The following is a 15,100-nucleotide window of genomic DNA, read 5'->3' as shown; positions in this document are numbered from 1 at the left end:
CACACTCATCGCAGGAAGTATTAATGTAAACGAATCGCTCGCAGTAAACGGATTTTTCTAAACTAACCAGGCACTAAGTAAAGCGAAGGGACTTAAAAAAATCTTAATAAATGCTTAATATGTAAGAAAACTATGGATTTTTTGGAAAATATAGAGAAAACCATCAGTCTATAATAGCCGAGAAGGATTGTTTGTAGTCTTCCCCATAAATGGTTTTAAAGTCCCGGGTGAACTTTTCGAACGCATTTTTTGCCAGCGTGTGTTTGCCCATCCATGCCAGTGCTTTGCATTTCAGAATAATGGCATCTTCGTTGACCGGGTCGTAATAGAAAATGAAATTCGTTAACTGAATCAGGAATTCAGGATCATCACCAATACGTAGTTTATCAGCGTATTGCAGGAATGTATTGATAATTTTATTGGAAATCTCCGCTTTAAAATCGTCTAACCAGGCATATTCTGTATTGAGCAAAAAGGAACCTTGCTTGGTCAGTTCTCCCAATTCAATGATCGTTTGTTTAGTAAGGGTTGACTTGTCGTTGATCAAGGCCATATACCGCTCATAATCAACATAAACCTGACTAAAATCAAACGTAATGTTCCAGTAGCCCGACTCTTTTGAAAGCGAACACCCGCCTACTTTATCCAGAAGGCTCCGTAGCTTGGTAATGTTTACCGATCGGTTATTACTCGCATCTCGACCCGATTTATCTGGCCAGAGAAGTTCATTGAGCTTTTCAGAAGGCACTCCTCGGTGTTTACCGATACTATTCAGAGCCAGTAGCAGAAACAGCTCTTTCAGGAGCGGAGTAAACGCTTTTGTCGTGTCACTACCGGTCTGATCAAACGCTTGAAAATTACCAAAAAAGAAGAAACTGGCTTTCGGTCCGGGAATAGGTACAAACTCAATTTGCTCAGTTTGTACAGGCGGATTACTGGCCATCGTTTCCTGATCAGCTTCCCGAAACTCATCCTTAGTCTGCACGTTGCGCCCACGACGCCGGAAATAGAACAGAGCCAATCCACCTGCCACGAGACCGGCTATTCCCCAAAACCAGTACACCCTCGTTGATTGCTTTTCTGGAGTAGCCTGCGATTCCAGCACATTAGGTGGAAAGGCAATTGAGTAGATTTTCACATCTGTACTGCCTTTCTGCTCATTTCGATAGAGTGTAACGGCCAGTAGTTGCTGGCTGGCAGCGCAGTAATAAAGGTCAGAAAAGGCATGCGTATCGTGAAACTGATAGGGAATGGGCGTGCCAACTGATTCATAAGTCGGTTGCGTCAACGATCCACGAATCAGTTGCAGTTGCGATTTAAATTGCTGATTCGGGAAAATAAGGCCGTAATAAAGCCCCGATTTTGAGTCGATAATCAGCGAGTTCGCAAAGGCAAAATCGGTTTTTGGAAGGGGTAATTCGTACAGTTTTTTAAAGGTATTGTCGCTGACAGTATAGCGCAAAAAGTCATACGTGCTTTTGGGATTCAGCATTTGTTCGCCGGTGAGGCTACCATAGCCGCCAATTAAATAAGCCGTGTCAGCAGTAGGTGTTGTTCCTAATGCGGCTAAATAACGCGGAGTGTAGGCGCTCCCTTTTGCAGGAACGGTTTCCCACTTTCGGCTCCCAAAGTGGTACCGCTGAATGCTGTTTTTGTACGTCAACTGCCCGTATCCACCCAGAATATATAAGGCAGAGTCAACGCCCGAAATGAATTTATTGGCTTGCCAATACTCGGTAGCAATGGTGTATTTAGGAATCAGCGATTCGTTTCTCCAGCTTTTCGAAACAGAGTCATACGCAGCAATTGCCTTTTGATCTACATAAAAATTGTAAAGCCTGTTTGAGAAAGGATTAAATACAGACTGGTTACCAGGCAGAAAGCTGGGCGGAGGGCTCTTTTGTGCTCGAAATTCGCGTTCGTGTTTTTGAGCCGAATAGCTATAAACTCTGTCTGAACCAACAACATAAACGGTTTCGGTAGAAGGGTCAAATGCAGCACTGGCATTCCCGTTGATTGTAACTTGTTCGGCTACTTTCCAGGCCGTGTGGAGCGACTTAATCCAGACCGGGTTTTTAACGACTGCTGCCTGCCCCGTCACTTCATCTTTCGCTAGGGCGCCCTTCACTTCGTTTAACGGCCAGTAATACATTCGCTGACCATTTTCTGACACAACAATCTCCCGGAGGTTCATGGGCGGCAAATCTTTCGATTTAAACTCCCTGAATTCATTGCCCCCAAAAAATACCCTAAAGCAGCCCGATTCCGTAAAAGGCACGTTGTCTTTAATAACCAGCTTATTATTGGTATAGACCCGTAACGTACTCGTATTCAGATCCAGTTGTATCCGAAAGGTAGTCCAGCGATTAAATAACTGCGTGGAATCGAGCTTGATTATCGATTGGGAGAAGCGTTCTCCAATGATTATTTTAAAGCTGGTTGACTTTTGATCGTAAATCAGATCAAGGTTCTTCTTGTCGTCCTGAATGATTCGAAAAATGTAGCCAAAATACGTTCTGTAGTTTGGCACCAGCGATAAATCAAAGGCAATTTCAAGGTTTCCGTCAACGCATAACGGTTTCTCAGGCGTCAGATCTAAGGTCGTACGACGATCCTGTATATCCTCCTGACCTGTAAAGCGTAGCCCATACGATTGGGCCCTGAGGGTTGTCGAAGCCATCAGGAGCGTAGTTATCGAATACAAGCATAAGCGCAGTAACACTCGTGTCGTTTTTGAAGCCTCTAAGTTACCCAACATCCATCAGCAGACAAAACCCGTACTTTATCTACCCGTACTTACCTAATAGGCCTGAAGTAGAAAGAAAACAACAGGAAAGTTAATAAAATACAGGAACTGGCTATACTAATTAAGCATTTATTAAGCTTTTCTTAAGTGGCCTCGACGTATTTCGCGCCAGATTCTAAGACAATCATGCATTAATCTTCATTATAGGTTGGATTCCCCTAAAGCCCCACCAATTGTGTGCGGGCTTTTTTGTGGGCCAATGGTCACCTGGTCAACCATTTTTATAGTTCTTTCTACCGATTACAAAGTCAAATCAGCTCCCTATATAGTCTTATTATCAGCGCTTTCGGTGCGTAGTAACTTTCAGTAGTCGAAGATATCAAGGTCTACGGCATACTCTCTTTTTGTTTAGAAACGCATAAAGACTACGCAATTATGACCGCTCAAATTCCGCTCACTACTGACAAACCCGGCAAAGTACAACCCATTACACTGACGCAGTTTTTGAGTCAGTCAGCCCTACGCTTCGGCGACCGGCCAGCGCTTACATTTATGGGCTTTTCAATTACCTATATAGCCCTCACGGATCTGGTAAATCGCTTCGCTCAATCGCTCACTGACCTGGGCGTTCAGCACGGCGACCGGGTGGCTATTATGTTGCCCAACATGCCACAAACTGTAGTCGCCAACTATGCGATCCTCCGCATGGGCGCTGTAACCGTCATGGTGAATCCCCTCTATACGATCCCCGAGCTCACCTATCAATTGAACGATGCCGGGGTAGAAACGCTGATTGTACTGGATACCCTGGTCGACAAAGCTAAAGCCGTTTGGCCTCACACGCCTTTAAAGCGACTTATTGTCTGCCATAGTAACGACCTCATTCCCGTACCCAGCGAGTCATTGCCGGCTGGCGCTTATCGACCAGTCGAAACAGGTAACGCTGTGTTTAGCTACAGGGAGCTACAGGAATTTCATCCAATAGGGCAGCCCTTTGCTGATCAGAGTGAGTGGAACGGGCTCGCTACGCTGATGTATACAGGCGGCACTACCGGGCAAAGCAAAGGGGTCATTCTCACGCATGCTACCATGTCGAGCAATATTCAGTTAGTACGAGCCGATTGGAACGAAGTATGGCAAGACGGGCAGGAAAGGCTCGCGGCTATTTTTCCGATGTTTCATGTAGGCGGCTACATTGGTATGCAGCTCCTGAGTTTGAGCTACGGAGCCACACTGATCTTGATTCCTCGTCCAGAACCAGATACGCTCATGCGCTTGCTGGAAATTGATAAACCTACAGTTCTGGCGGCCGTTCCGACTATCTATGTTGGTCTATTGAACCATCCAAACTGGGCCAATCTGGATCTGTCATTTATCAAAATTATGGCCACGGCAGCGGCTCCGATGGCCGCGTCAATCTATCCATTATTGGTCGAAAAATGCCCCGAGGCACGGTTGGTAGAGGTTTGGGGAATGACTGAACTTTCTGGCTTTGCTACCTGCACACCCCTGGCAACCGAAAAAGTCAAACTGGGTTCGGTGGGTTTACCCTTGCCGGGTTGTGACGTCAAAATTGTTGATATAACTACCGGATTGACGGCTTTACCGGATGGTCAGGCAGGTGAAATTTGTTTTCGAGGACCTCAGGTCATGTTGGGTTACTGGAATAAAGCCGAAGCTACGGCCGATGTGGTTCGGGAAGGCTGGCTCTATTCTGGCGACATTGGCTATGTCGATGAGGATGGCTGGCTTTACATTGTGGATCGTAAGAAAGATCTGGTCATTGCGGGTGGTTATAATGTTTATCCTCGGGAAATCGACGACGTGCTGGTTAGTCATCCAGCTATACTGGAAGCCTGTTGCATAGGCGTACCAGACGCCTACCGGGGCGAAACCGTGAAGGCCTTTATTGTTTGCAAACCGTATAAATCCCTTGAGGCCGACGAAGTGATCACCTACTGCCGCGAACGGTTAGCTGCTTATAAGCTGCCCCGACAAATTGAATTTGTTACAGAAATTCCTAAAAGTGTGGTTGGTAAAATTCTGCGTCGGGAAGTGCGTCGACTAGCTATGCTGCAACCCGCATAATCACAAGGCTTTCCCAAAAATCCCTTTTCTGAAGTTCAATTAGCCACTTATAAACCTAAGTCTGCCACATACAGCTTTCCTGTTTTCAGGTGTGGTGACACTAGTAGTTTTGACTCATTAAGCAGAAAAACGAATTACTGGTCAACAGTTTACCTCAATAAACTTCCTCCCTTTGTATGAAAACGAATCGCATACTAACGACTGTAATCCTGGCAACGGTACTCTTAACTGCCTGCCAGAAAAGTAGTGACTCCACACCCGCTCCCGCACTAACAAAAGCTCAGATGCTGGTTGGCGGTCAGTGGAAAATCAAGGCTTTGACGGCCAGTCCTGCCATTAAAATTGGCGTACTCTCGGTCACCGATGTACTCTCACTTTATCCAAGCTGTATCACCGATAATTTCCAGACTTTTTCGGCAGATGGCGTGTATGTCTTCGATGAAGGCACAACGAAATGTGATAGCTCAGATCCGCAGCGCGAAACGGGAACCTGGAAATTAAGCGCCGACGAAACGCAGGTAATTCTGAATATGCCCAGTAATAGCCACGAGGTTTGGGAACTCCCTATGCTGACCAGCACCCAGGCTACAACTCGCTCGCAAATGGTTGTCTATGGTACAACCTATACCATAACGGCATCGTTGGAAAAGGTAAATTAAGGCTATAGGTGCCTATAATTACCTTCGGGAAATAATAGGTCAGATTCAGCCTTACGTTGTAGGACACTAACTGATTATGCAGATTGACCGTTGGCAGTCCTACTTTATGGTGAACTTCAAATTCTCTTCAGAATACCACTGTTAGTTTGCACCTATTATTCCCGTTTTAGGCGAACTATCTACGACATGACTACGCATTGACGCCAACAGTAGCTACCGGCTAATCGTGGGGATATAGTTGTTACTCACTTATCCATGATTTTATCCGGATTGCTTTTATTTGGCTGCGCCCTGTTGGCATTTTCACTCAGCGCCGTTTGTGGTGGTGGGGCTGGCCTTTTGTTATTACCCGTATTGGGCTCCCTATTGCCGGGAGCCCAGGTGCCAGCAGCCTTATCTATTGGCACCGTTTCCAGTTCCATTTCCCGAATTATCGCCTTCTGGTCCCGCATACGCTGGGATGTCGTGAGTTGGTTTGTGCCCCCTGCCCTACCTGCCGTATGGCTGGGAGCCAGGTTGTTGAGCTACATTAATCCCCTTTATCTGGAACTGTTAATGGGGTTATTTTTGATAGCCAACCTACCGTTGATTTTCCGTTCTACTAAAGAACTTGAAGAAACGAATCCCTTGCCAAAAGGATATTTAGCGCTAATTGGTCTGGCTGCGGGTTTTGTATCGGGTTTGACCGGTGCTGTTGGGTTACTTTTTAACCGATTCTACCTCCGTTACGGCATGACCAAAGAAGAAATTGTAGCCACCCGAGCGGCCAATGAAGTCATGCTTCACCTTGTCAAACTAGCCTTATACGCTTCGTTTGGCTTACTAACAGGTAAAGCCCTGACCTTAGGAGCGGTGATCGCCGTTGCCGCCATGCTTTCTTCATGGGGTATGAAATGGCTACTCCCGCGCCTGAGTGAAAGCCTGTTTCGCCGGGTAGGCTACACGGCTATGGTCGTTTCGGGACTGAGTTTATTTACCGAAGCCGCTGGTCAGGTGGTGACCAAAACGCCCGTTGAAATCAATTATTCACCCGTGGCCGATGGCCTGACAACACAGCTCCAATGGCGTAATAAACTGTTTTCGCTGGAGTTCGAATATGATGAAGGTTTTGAGTTCGAGCATAGCATTTCCCTCAGCGAATTACCTCCAGATAAGCAAGATCAGGTAAAGTTGCTTAGTCAGGGAGCCGAAAAAGTAATGCTGGAAGAAGTATTTGGTATCGATAAGCATTCGTACGAGGCCTATGTCTATCGAAAAGGGAAACTGGAAAAGTTTGATCTGTAGTTTTGATTACAACAAGTCGCCGGCTTCTACCGAGTTGCAAACCACTCAGTAGAAGCTGGACAGTGAATAGCCAACCGCAAAGGTTATCTGATCGTGTTGACAGTGTAGCTTCTTTACTTGCCCATCCAGGTTTTAAAATCGCTTACTTTTTCCCGGCTCACGATCGACTCTTTATCATAGGCGGGTTTAAGTGTCAGCGCAAGGCGGTTGCCAAAATAAGGCTGAATTTGCTCAACAGCGCCGTGCGTTAAAATGAGCCCCCGATTAACCCGGAAAAACTGAGCGGGGTCAAGAGAGTCGGCCAGTTCATCCAGCGTGTAATCGACCAGAAACTTTTGTCCTGTGCGGGTGCGGAAGAAACTGAACCGCTCATCGGTATAGAAGTACAGGATGTCACCTACTTCTACCGACAACAGTTTTTGCCCCTGCTTCACCAGAAAACGTTTGCGATGTACTTTATTGGCCATGCCATTGCCCACCTGTAGTTCGCGCAGCAGCTTTTCAATATTGAGCGACTGCATGGCCGACAGTGATTCAACAGATTCGCTGGCTGGTGTCAAATCGCGTAATTTCTTCAGGCTGCGCTGCAAATCCTCTTTCTGAATGGGTTTCAGCAGATAATCAATACTATTAACCTTAAAGGCCTGGAGCGCATACTCGTCGTACGAGGTCGTAAAAATAACGCGGCTCTTTACTTCTACCTGGTCAAATATCTCAAAACTCTGCCCATCGGCCAGTTCAATATCCATAAAAATCAGGTCGGGAGCGGGGTTCTCCTGAAGCCAGATCACCGAATCTTCGATGCTGCTCGTTACGCCCTGAATGATCAGTGTTGGATCTACTTCGGCTACTAATTTGCGCAGTTTGCGTACTGCTAATTCTTCATCTTCAACAATCAATACGTTCATGTAGGTATCTGGTTTAAAAGGGGTAAGAGAAGGGTAAAATGAGTGCTGCTTTCCTCAATGAAAATATCATTGGCAAACGTGGGCGAGGAGCCAGAACGATGCTGTGCCAGCAGGCGGTATTTAGCTTTTATATTACTCAGGCCCGCCTTATTGCTCAACACAGGTTTGCGGTCTGAGCGGATAATCTTACGCTGTAGGTTATTCCGTACCAACAAATAGCCCCCAGGCGCAGATTTGATTTCAATTAGCAGCGGCTTGTTGGCATGGATAACATTGTGCTTCACCGCATTCTCGACCAGCATTTGTAAGGTAAGGGGCGGAAGCTGGCTTGTTTTATCCATTTCGTTCACCGCAACCTCTAAGTCAATACCGGCACCATAGCGGGTTTTGAGCAGATGAAAATAGGATTTAATAAATTCAAGCTCGGTAGCCAGGGTCGTCAACTCGCCATCATGATCGGCCGGGCCACGATTTGTCTGGAGCAGGTATCGATACACGTTGGCCATCTCATGAACAAACTTCTCGGCTTGCTGTGGCTCATCATCAATCAGCGAAGAGAGTGAGTTGAGTGTATTAAATAGGAAATGAGGGTTCACCTGATTTTTAAGACTTTCGTACTGGCTTTGCAGATTCGCTTTTTTAAGCTGTTCTTTCTCAAGCATGTTCTCTCGCCATTTGGTTAATGAATAGAGACTCTCGAAAACGCCCACCGATATACTATTTGCTATTACGTTAGCCACTAAAATGCGACCCAGCAGGCCGGGATGCGGGTTATAACCGAACCAGTGAAAATGCGTATACCCCCAGAGAGTGCCCAGGACAAACATAGGTGTGACCACCATAAACACACAGCCCAGCAGTACCAACCGTTTACTACTCTGATGCAGGCTAGGATAGCGAGCCGTAACGCGCTGAGTCAGCCTATCGAGCAGCAACTGACATCCTACAGCCACGCTTGTATTCAGCGTAGTTGCCCCCAGAAAGGTGTACCAGTTGCTCAGGTAACCCGGCCCTAGCAGCAGGTAAGTCATCATGGGTATAAACCACGGCAGTATGACCAGCAATTGCCAGCGAAACTGTTTCGTGAGTCGAAACCCAGGCTGAGGAAGAGATATAGTAAACGGCATCATTTGGTCACGACAGTACCTTCTGCCAGAAGCGGAAGTGTTATAGTAAAACAACCATCGTCATCAACTGTTGCTACCATTGGCACAGCCAAAGTTTTGTACCTGGCCAGTAGCGTGGCGAGTTCATCACTTGCCTCGTTGCCGCCCGCAGGACGAAACTGACGCTTAAACTTTACCAGCAAAACGCCAGTGGGCGTAGTGCTAATGCCAATAGGGAGCGGTTGTTGCGCATCGACAACATTATGCCGGATAGCATAATCAAGAATCAGCTGTAACGATAATGGCAGCAAATTAGCTGACCGCAGGCTAGGCTCTATCTCGATTTGCAGTGAAATGGCGGATTGATAGCGTGTATTGAGCAAATAGATGTAGGAGTTGACAAAGGCTATTTCGGCATCTAACGTCGTAAGTGACTGACTCGTTGTACCCAATAGATAGCGATACACCTTTGACAGGTGATTGACGAAGACGCCAGCCTGTTGGCGATCCTGACCAATAAGCGCAGGCAGGGTGGTGAGTGAATTAAACAGAAAATCGGGATTGATTTGCTGCTTCAGATCGTCGAAATCCTGCTGTAGGGCAGCCCGTTTCAGCTGTTCTTTTTCGGTCTGGTTTTCCTGCCAGCGGCCGTACGTATACTGAATACCCAGCACCAGACAGAGCAACACATCGAACAAGACCCCCAGCAGCACAACTGCCCGCACCGTAGTCCAGGTAAAGGGTCGCTCAAAAATCGGGAATAAGCTGTATGCCCAGACATCAAATACCGCCAGACCGACAGTGAGTGTCGTAACGGCCAGTAAGGTAACCAGGTTACGTTGCCGAACCTGTCGTACATCGGGGTATTGCTGAATAATAAGTTTGACTACTGCTGTCAGCACCACCAGCGAGAACACGTACAGGACAAACACCAGCAACGTTCCCCAACCGAACACAGCTGCATTAGTGAAATAACGTTCACGTAAAAAAAAGTAGTTACCTGCCGGAAACAGAATGGGCATCATCAAAATGTGATACCAAAGTTCAGAGCGGGTAAACAGCGGTCTGGGAAAATGGGCTCTCATTAAAAACGCGGGCATCGTTGATCAGCTTGGTGACCAGTACTAAAAGTAGTTGCCCCCCAGCCATTTACCGTGCCAGAACGACACAGATTGTCAGTTTAGCTGTATGAATTGAGAAAAACCCTGCATGAATTGTAAATGCTGATGGGCAACAAAAACGGGCTTGATTCTAAGAAAGAATCAAGCCCGTATCAGAAATTTTTAGTGTCAGTTAGCCCTATAGTTTCTATTCATGCCCCCACCACTGCTGAGAACGGACCGCAGGTCGTTTAGGCTGGGGCGCCTTTCGCGTTCTTAACTTTTTAAGCAAGCGTTTCATACACTTAGAGCGTTTTCCAGGTTACCGTTGCTGACTGCCCATCTTTGTCGAGTGGCATTTTTATTTTCAGGTGCTTTGCCGACGATTCCAGAATGCGCCATTGAGAAACGCTCTTCGTTGATCCGTTAACAAGGCTGAGCATATTCGTGCCCTCATCGTACGACCAGTTGCTTAGCTTGGGCGAGGTAAAACCCTGTTTACCATCGCACTGGAGTTCGCCCGTTTCGACCGACATGGTGCCATTGGACTCAAACGTTACCGTGTTGTCCAAATCGCAGGGGTTCAAGAACTGGGTCAATTCAGTCTCAAGCTTGCCATCGCCATCAAAGTCGATAGCCTTATCGAGGGTGAAATCAGCCATTTGCCATTGTACACCTACAACTGAGGAGGTAAATCCATCTTTAGTGGTCGTAGTTGAGGCAATGCCGTTGCTGGCTTTAGGCCCCGCAGCAGTTAATACAAACAGGCCAGAGAGGGCTGCACAAATTGTGAAAGTTGATAAACGGTTCATTGTAGTTGTTGTTAATTGTGTTTGACGATACAAAGATGTTGGATGGGCTAGCCGCCATCAACGACCAATGAATTGGAGTGGCAGGAGTGGCGTATCAACCGTATAAAAAGGGGGTTGATTTGTTCAGTATCTAGCAAGGCACAACCTTAGAATGTAATTTTCATCAGTGCGTTATCCCCTAAGCTGGTTAGGTAAGCCGTATGATTATCAACTATTTTAATATCAGTCGGCAAGTTCAGACTGCTTAGCAGTATGTCGCTACTACTCCCCTTGGCCCGTAGTAATCGTCCCGTATTTTTGGTGAATCCTGTTGGTCCAAATACGGCATGCTCCAGCACTAAATAGTTGCCATTTCCATCATTCTCAATATCGACCAGGCTGTTAAATGTCTGCTGAAAAACCGTCAGCTTACCCGATAAGTCCATACGGTAAATGAGGGACTTTCCAGCCGGAAAAGGAAAACCTAACAACGTACTGATCGCAAACTGTTTACCATCGTAAGTAATCCCCGTTGGTACAGACTCGATAACCGGTGGGCCTGGAGGAGGGCCGCTGGGATTGGGGTTAATAATTCCCGGCACGTCAGTGACCACACTTAATTGTCCGGCTGGCGAACGGCGGATAATCGCGTTGGCGGCTGCATCGGCGAAGTAAAGTGCACCGTCGGGACCAAGCGTCATATTATATAAGTGCGATTCGCCGGTGTCGTTTGTAAACGTATAATTAACGACAAACTGCTGAATATTCTCGGGCGTCAGGCTGGAAGCCGGAATGGGCGCATCGCCGGTTTTATACGATGCCAGATTGAGTTGATAAAGCCCTTTCGCATTCAAAATGTAAAGAATGCCGCCAGTTGCCAGGAGGTGATCTGTTGCATCAAGCTCGTTATCAGGGCGTTTGAAAGAGTAAAGCCCCGTAATCACTGGATGCACTTGTCCATTGGGGGTGATTTCAGAGACACGGCCGTCGTTTTGGCCAGTGCCTTGCTCGGTGACAAACACCCGGCCACTGGCATCGGTCTCAACACCAATTGGTGCTACTAAACCCGTGGCTAATGTAGTGATAGTCGGTGTTGTTGGTGTTGTTGGGATTCGGTGGTCCTGGCAACCGGTGGCTAGTAGTACTGCCAGTGCGAGGCTTGAACTAGAGAATTTACGAAACATAGTACGCGTTGTTTTAAAAAGAGTGAAACGAATAAATTAGATGAATTGAAACTGCGGTTTCTAATGCTAAGCGGATAAGGTAAAGGCTTGACCGAACCCGGCTTGTGTTATTATTTATGAAGTCAAAACTGGTTGGATCAGGCCCCGAAATCAATGGCAGCTGGGATGAACTGTCAAAAACAACGCATGAATTGCGTCATGGGGTGTTTCAGGCATCGACCTATCAAGTAGCTACTTGCGGCTAGGGCGTTGGCTACTTGATCCAGCCACTACAGCTCCCTTTATTGTCAATTCAGTCAATAGAAGTGGCATTTCAGACAGGTTGCCCCTGAATACGACGAGGTAAGCGCTCAATTTTGATGCAGTAAACACAAAAACTAATTGCATCATGAAAACTGCTACAGCACTATTTGCGCTATCACTTCTCCCTCTAAGTTTGTTAGCCCAAACCAAACCAGCCGCTAGAAAACCAGCTACGGCAACCCATTCTGCCACTAACCGAGTGGCTAAAGCACCCGTAAAAAAACCGGCAACAGTGCCACAATACACCGCACCACAGCCAACAAATACGGTTAACACGGCTGCCCCTGCTGCTCAACCACAACCGACTACAGCCTACGTAGCTCCGGCTGCACAGCCTGCGGTGATCAGTCATCAGGCCCCGGCTCCTCAACGAGTTCCTGCAAAGGCCAGTCAGAGCCATTTTCGGATTGGCTTCCGCGTAGGCGGCAATTCATCGACAATTGGTGGTGTCGATTTGTCGGCGGTGGGCGAAGGTGTTAAGCTTGCCCGCGTTACGGGCTTTCATGGCGGAGTGATTTTCAATATCGGCGGACCATCTTTTTCGGTACAGCCTGAAATTCTTTTTACGCAATATGGCGTTCGCCTGGCGTCTGGCTCCGATTATTTACAGCTAAAATACAATACTGTGGAAGTCCCCGTGCTACTCAAAGCCAGCTTTGGCCAGCCTAACCTTCGCTTCTTTATCAATGCCGGTCCAGTGGCAGCTTATACGCTAAGTGGTGTAGTTTCTGTTCAACAGGGAGGCCAGTCTGATTCACAAAAAATGGACATGACAAACGATGGTCGGTTGTCGTTCGGTGCGTCGGGTGGAGCTGGCGTATCGCTTCAAGCTGGCCCCGGTGCCTTTCAGGTAGAAGCCCGTTACTCATATTTATTCTCGAGCAACGACGATGGAGCAAAGCTTACTCCTCAAAATGCGATGCTGTCAATAGGCTATCTGATTCCCCTGGGTGGTCGTTAATGGCAACGGTCATGAGCGGATTCAGAGTTTTTGCAAAATAGCTTTTATGATTCTATAGTTTCTGTTGATTCTGATTGTTAATCAGTAGAATCAACAGAAGCTATAGAATCTATTTTTTTGATGCGTTAGTATGAATAATTTCATGCTACTTAATTTCCCTAATCGTCCTTCAATCTCTGTTTAGTATGCCCGTTATTTCGCCTTCGACTACCTTTCCTCTGGCTGGTTATCAGCGACTCTGTTTCTTAAAAAACCTGATTAATCATCCGCAGATACGTGTGGGTGATTATACGTATTACGATGATTTCGAGTCAGTTGAGAATTTTCATAAAAATGTTCGGTACCTGTTTGACTTTACGGGCGACCAGCTCATCATTGGGAAGTTTTGCATGATTGCCTCCGGGGTTGAATTCATCATGAATGGAGCCAATCATCTGGTTCAGGCGGTTAGTTCATACCCGTTTGCCATTTTTGGTGGAGACTGGAGTGATGCTATGGCAGGAAAATCGTATCCCAGCAAAGGCAATACTGTCATTGGGAATGATGTCTGGCTTGGCTATAGAGCCAGTATTTTGCCCGGTATCATAATTGGACACGGGTCCATCATCGGTTCGTATTCCGTAGTGACCCGCGATATTCCGCCTTATAGTATTGTTGGCGGTAATCCGGCCAGGGTCATCCGGCCCAGATTTGACGAATCGACAATCGCTCAACTTTTAAACGTGGCCTGGTGGGATTGGCCCATTGAAAAGATTACTCGTTTCGCTTCACGTTTAACCGGAAACGTAGCTGAATTTCTGTTAGAAGTGAGTCTGGATGAGGGATAGTTTTTATTAGGTAAGCAAGGGCAGCAGGACTGTAAAATGCCCATTATTTTCCTGAATGCTTATTCCGTTTGGCGTTAACATCTGGTATTTTGCCGAAATGTTGGACAACCCAATGCCGTTGCTGATAACCACCACATTTTTACGCTGAAGGTTGTTTCGTACACGTAGCTGCCCCGTTTGAGTCGTATCGATTTCAATCAGCAAAGGACGGCCAGCCATGACTATATTATGCTTAACCGCATTTTCAACCAGTAACTGAAGTGTTAACGGCGGTAGCAAATGGTTCATATATTGCTCCGATACCGTAACCTGCACACAGATCCCGGTACCATAGCGCGTCTGCAATAGGTGTGCATACGATTCAATGAAGGATAATTCTGTACTCAGCAAAACCAGTTCCCGCTCGTTCGACTGAAGTAAATAACGGTACATTTTCGACAGCTCATCAACAAACTGAATCGCCTGCCCAGGTGATTCGTCAATCAGGGCCGAAAGCGAGTTTAATGAATTGAACAAAAAATGCGGGTTAACCTGATTCTTCAGCGAATGGAAACGGGTTTGCCATTGAATTTTTGTCATTTCGTCTTTTTCCCGCTGGATAGTCTGCCATTGACTGAACACATACCAACCTTCGTAAATACCGAAATAGACCCCATGATAAAATAGTTGGATACCCATTGAAGCCAGATAGTCTACTGTACCAAGCCATATAGCTGACCGCGATCCCAGCAGAAAATGTAGGCTAAATCGAAGAAAAACGGCTGCGTTTACGGAAAAAGGAATTAGCAGTAACCACATCAATAGACGATGCTTCGTACGTGCCAATCCAGGAAATCGGGTTTGAAATTGCTGAATGAACCAGCGATTCAACTGCCAGAATAGCCAGCCCGCTCCCAGCCCCACCAGCGCCGATTGAATGAGGTCGGGCGGTGCGGCTGTCACCCAGAAAGAAGGTCGAAAAAATAAATTACCGAAAAAAAAGAGCCCAACAGGGCCAAGCCAGCGTAAGCGGGAGTCATTAATTGGTTTCATGACAAGCCCCCAGAAAAAACCGTAAAATACACCCGTAGTGTCCGGCCTATGTAGCGATATGGTTTAGGGTACATACTCGTCTTTGAGATAGATTAGGTCTTCGGAATAGAT

The 15,100-nt window shown here is 46.8% G+C and carries 13 protein-coding genes; 6 read left to right on the top strand and 7 right to left on the bottom strand.

The genetic code is table 11. The features are described 5' to 3' along the window. Positions 1-163: 163 nt before the first annotated feature. On the bottom strand, positions 164-2,680 hold the full coding sequence (locus GO755_RS00825; RefSeq protein WP_198174723.1) for a galactose oxidase: 2,517 nt from the start codon (positions 2,678-2,680) through the stop codon (positions 164-166). A gap of 501 nt (positions 2,681-3,181) precedes the next feature. On the opposite strand from GO755_RS00825, the gene GO755_RS00820 reads away from it, so the two are divergent. From GO755_RS00820 to GO755_RS00810, 3 genes are all read left to right on the top strand, one after another. Beyond that, complete coding sequence (locus tag GO755_RS00820) at positions 3,182-4,834, top strand: long-chain-fatty-acid--CoA ligase (RefSeq protein ID WP_157582673.1); 1,653 nt, start codon at positions 3,182-3,184, stop codon at positions 4,832-4,834. 176 nt (positions 4,835-5,010) lie between these two features. Beyond that, positions 5,011-5,493 (top strand): DUF5004 domain-containing protein, encoded by a 483-nt coding sequence (locus GO755_RS00815; protein WP_157582672.1) that lies wholly within the window; start codon positions 5,011-5,013, stop codon positions 5,491-5,493. 255 nt (positions 5,494-5,748) lie between these two features. Then, a complete protein-coding gene (locus GO755_RS00810; RefSeq protein WP_157582671.1) occupies positions 5,749-6,777 on the top strand; it encodes a sulfite exporter TauE/SafE family protein in 1,029 nt (342 codons plus the stop codon). A gap of 113 nt (positions 6,778-6,890) precedes the next feature. Here GO755_RS00810 and GO755_RS00805 read toward each other — a convergent pair whose 3' ends face one another. The 5 genes from GO755_RS00805 to GO755_RS00785 form a co-directional block, all read right to left on the bottom strand. After that, entirely contained in the window at positions 6,891-7,685 is a 795-nt protein-coding gene (locus tag GO755_RS00805) for a LytR/AlgR family response regulator transcription factor (protein WP_157582670.1), read from the bottom strand. Beyond that, a complete protein-coding gene (locus GO755_RS00800; protein WP_157582669.1) occupies positions 7,682-8,815 on the bottom strand; it encodes a sensor histidine kinase in 1,134 nt (377 codons plus the stop codon). Before GO755_RS00800 ends, GO755_RS00805 begins: the two co-directional genes overlap by 4 nt. Beyond that, entirely contained in the window at positions 8,812-9,816 is a 1,005-nt protein-coding gene (locus GO755_RS00795; protein WP_198174722.1) for a sensor histidine kinase, read from the bottom strand. Before GO755_RS00795 ends, GO755_RS00800 begins: the two co-directional genes overlap by 4 nt. A gap of 380 nt (positions 9,817-10,196) precedes the next feature. Continuing rightward, the gene (locus GO755_RS00790) at positions 10,197-10,703 is read right to left on the bottom strand and encodes a hypothetical protein (protein WP_157582667.1); all 507 of its coding nucleotides are present in this window, start codon (positions 10,701-10,703) and stop codon (positions 10,197-10,199) included. 146 nt (positions 10,704-10,849) lie between these two features. Next, on the bottom strand, positions 10,850-11,866 hold the full coding sequence (locus GO755_RS00785; protein WP_157582666.1) for a ScyD/ScyE family protein: 1,017 nt from the start codon (positions 11,864-11,866) through the stop codon (positions 10,850-10,852). 116 nt (positions 11,867-11,982) lie between these two features. Between GO755_RS00785 and GO755_RS41760 the strand changes: the two genes are divergently transcribed. From GO755_RS41760 to GO755_RS00775, 3 genes are all read left to right on the top strand, one after another. Then, a complete protein-coding gene (locus tag GO755_RS41760; protein WP_262886974.1) occupies positions 11,983-12,111 on the top strand; it encodes a hypothetical protein in 129 nt (42 codons plus the stop codon). Positions 12,112-12,254: 143 nt separating this feature from the next. Beyond that, positions 12,255-13,130 carry a porin family protein gene (locus GO755_RS00780; protein ID WP_157582665.1) on the top strand — a complete coding sequence of 292 codons (876 nt, stop codon included), beginning with the start codon at positions 12,255-12,257 and terminating at the stop codon, positions 13,128-13,130. Positions 13,131-13,315: 185 nt separating this feature from the next. Then, positions 13,316-13,957 (top strand): CatB-related O-acetyltransferase, encoded by a 642-nt coding sequence (locus tag GO755_RS00775; protein WP_157582664.1) that lies wholly within the window; start codon positions 13,316-13,318, stop codon positions 13,955-13,957. 6 nt (positions 13,958-13,963) lie between these two features. On the opposite strand, the gene GO755_RS00770 is transcribed toward GO755_RS00775, so the two are convergent. Next, complete coding sequence (locus GO755_RS00770; RefSeq protein ID WP_157582663.1) at positions 13,964-14,989, bottom strand: sensor histidine kinase; 1,026 nt, start codon at positions 14,987-14,989, stop codon at positions 13,964-13,966. Positions 14,990-15,100 lie beyond the last annotated feature (111 nt).

Origin of the sequence: Spirosoma arboris, from assembly GCF_009754945.1 — a bacterium.
Classification (GTDB): Bacteria; Bacteroidota; Bacteroidia; order Cytophagales; family Spirosomataceae; genus Spirosoma; species Spirosoma arboris.
This window is presented reverse-complemented; position numbering and strand designations above follow the sequence as displayed.

What these genes read in the sequence shown, in the direction of transcription:
- GO755_RS00800 (WP_157582669.1), bottom strand. Translation starts at nt 8,815, where the DNA reads ATGATGCCGTTTACTATATCTCTTCCTCAGCCTGGGTTTCGACTCACG.
- GO755_RS00790 (WP_157582667.1), bottom strand. Translation starts at nt 10,703, where the DNA reads ATGAACCGTTTATCAACTTTCACAATTTGTGCAGCCCTCTCTGGCCTG.
- GO755_RS00825 (WP_198174723.1), bottom strand. Translation starts at nt 2,680, where the DNA reads ATGGCTTCGACAACCCTCAGGGCCCAATCGTATGGGCTACGCTTTACA.
- GO755_RS00815 (WP_157582672.1), top strand. Translation starts at nt 5,011, where the DNA reads ATGAAAACGAATCGCATACTAACGACTGTAATCCTGGCAACGGTACTC.
- GO755_RS41760 (WP_262886974.1), top strand. Translation starts at nt 11,983, where the DNA reads ATGAAGTCAAAACTGGTTGGATCAGGCCCCGAAATCAATGGCAGCTGG.
- GO755_RS00795 (WP_198174722.1), bottom strand. Translation starts at nt 9,816, where the DNA reads ATGATGCCCATTCTGTTTCCGGCAGGTAACTACTTTTTTTTACGTGAA.
- GO755_RS00775 (WP_157582664.1), top strand. Translation starts at nt 13,316, where the DNA reads ATGCCCGTTATTTCGCCTTCGACTACCTTTCCTCTGGCTGGTTATCAG.
- GO755_RS00785 (WP_157582666.1), bottom strand. Translation starts at nt 11,866, where the DNA reads ATGTTTCGTAAATTCTCTAGTTCAAGCCTCGCACTGGCAGTACTACTA.
- GO755_RS00820 (WP_157582673.1), top strand. Translation starts at nt 3,182, where the DNA reads ATGACCGCTCAAATTCCGCTCACTACTGACAAACCCGGCAAAGTACAA.
- GO755_RS00805 (WP_157582670.1), bottom strand. Translation starts at nt 7,685, where the DNA reads ATGAACGTATTGATTGTTGAAGATGAAGAATTAGCAGTACGCAAACTG.
- GO755_RS00770 (WP_157582663.1), bottom strand. Translation starts at nt 14,989, where the DNA reads ATGAAACCAATTAATGACTCCCGCTTACGCTGGCTTGGCCCTGTTGGG.
- GO755_RS00780 (WP_157582665.1), top strand. Translation starts at nt 12,255, where the DNA reads ATGAAAACTGCTACAGCACTATTTGCGCTATCACTTCTCCCTCTAAGT.
- GO755_RS00810 (WP_157582671.1), top strand. Translation starts at nt 5,749, where the DNA reads ATGATTTTATCCGGATTGCTTTTATTTGGCTGCGCCCTGTTGGCATTT.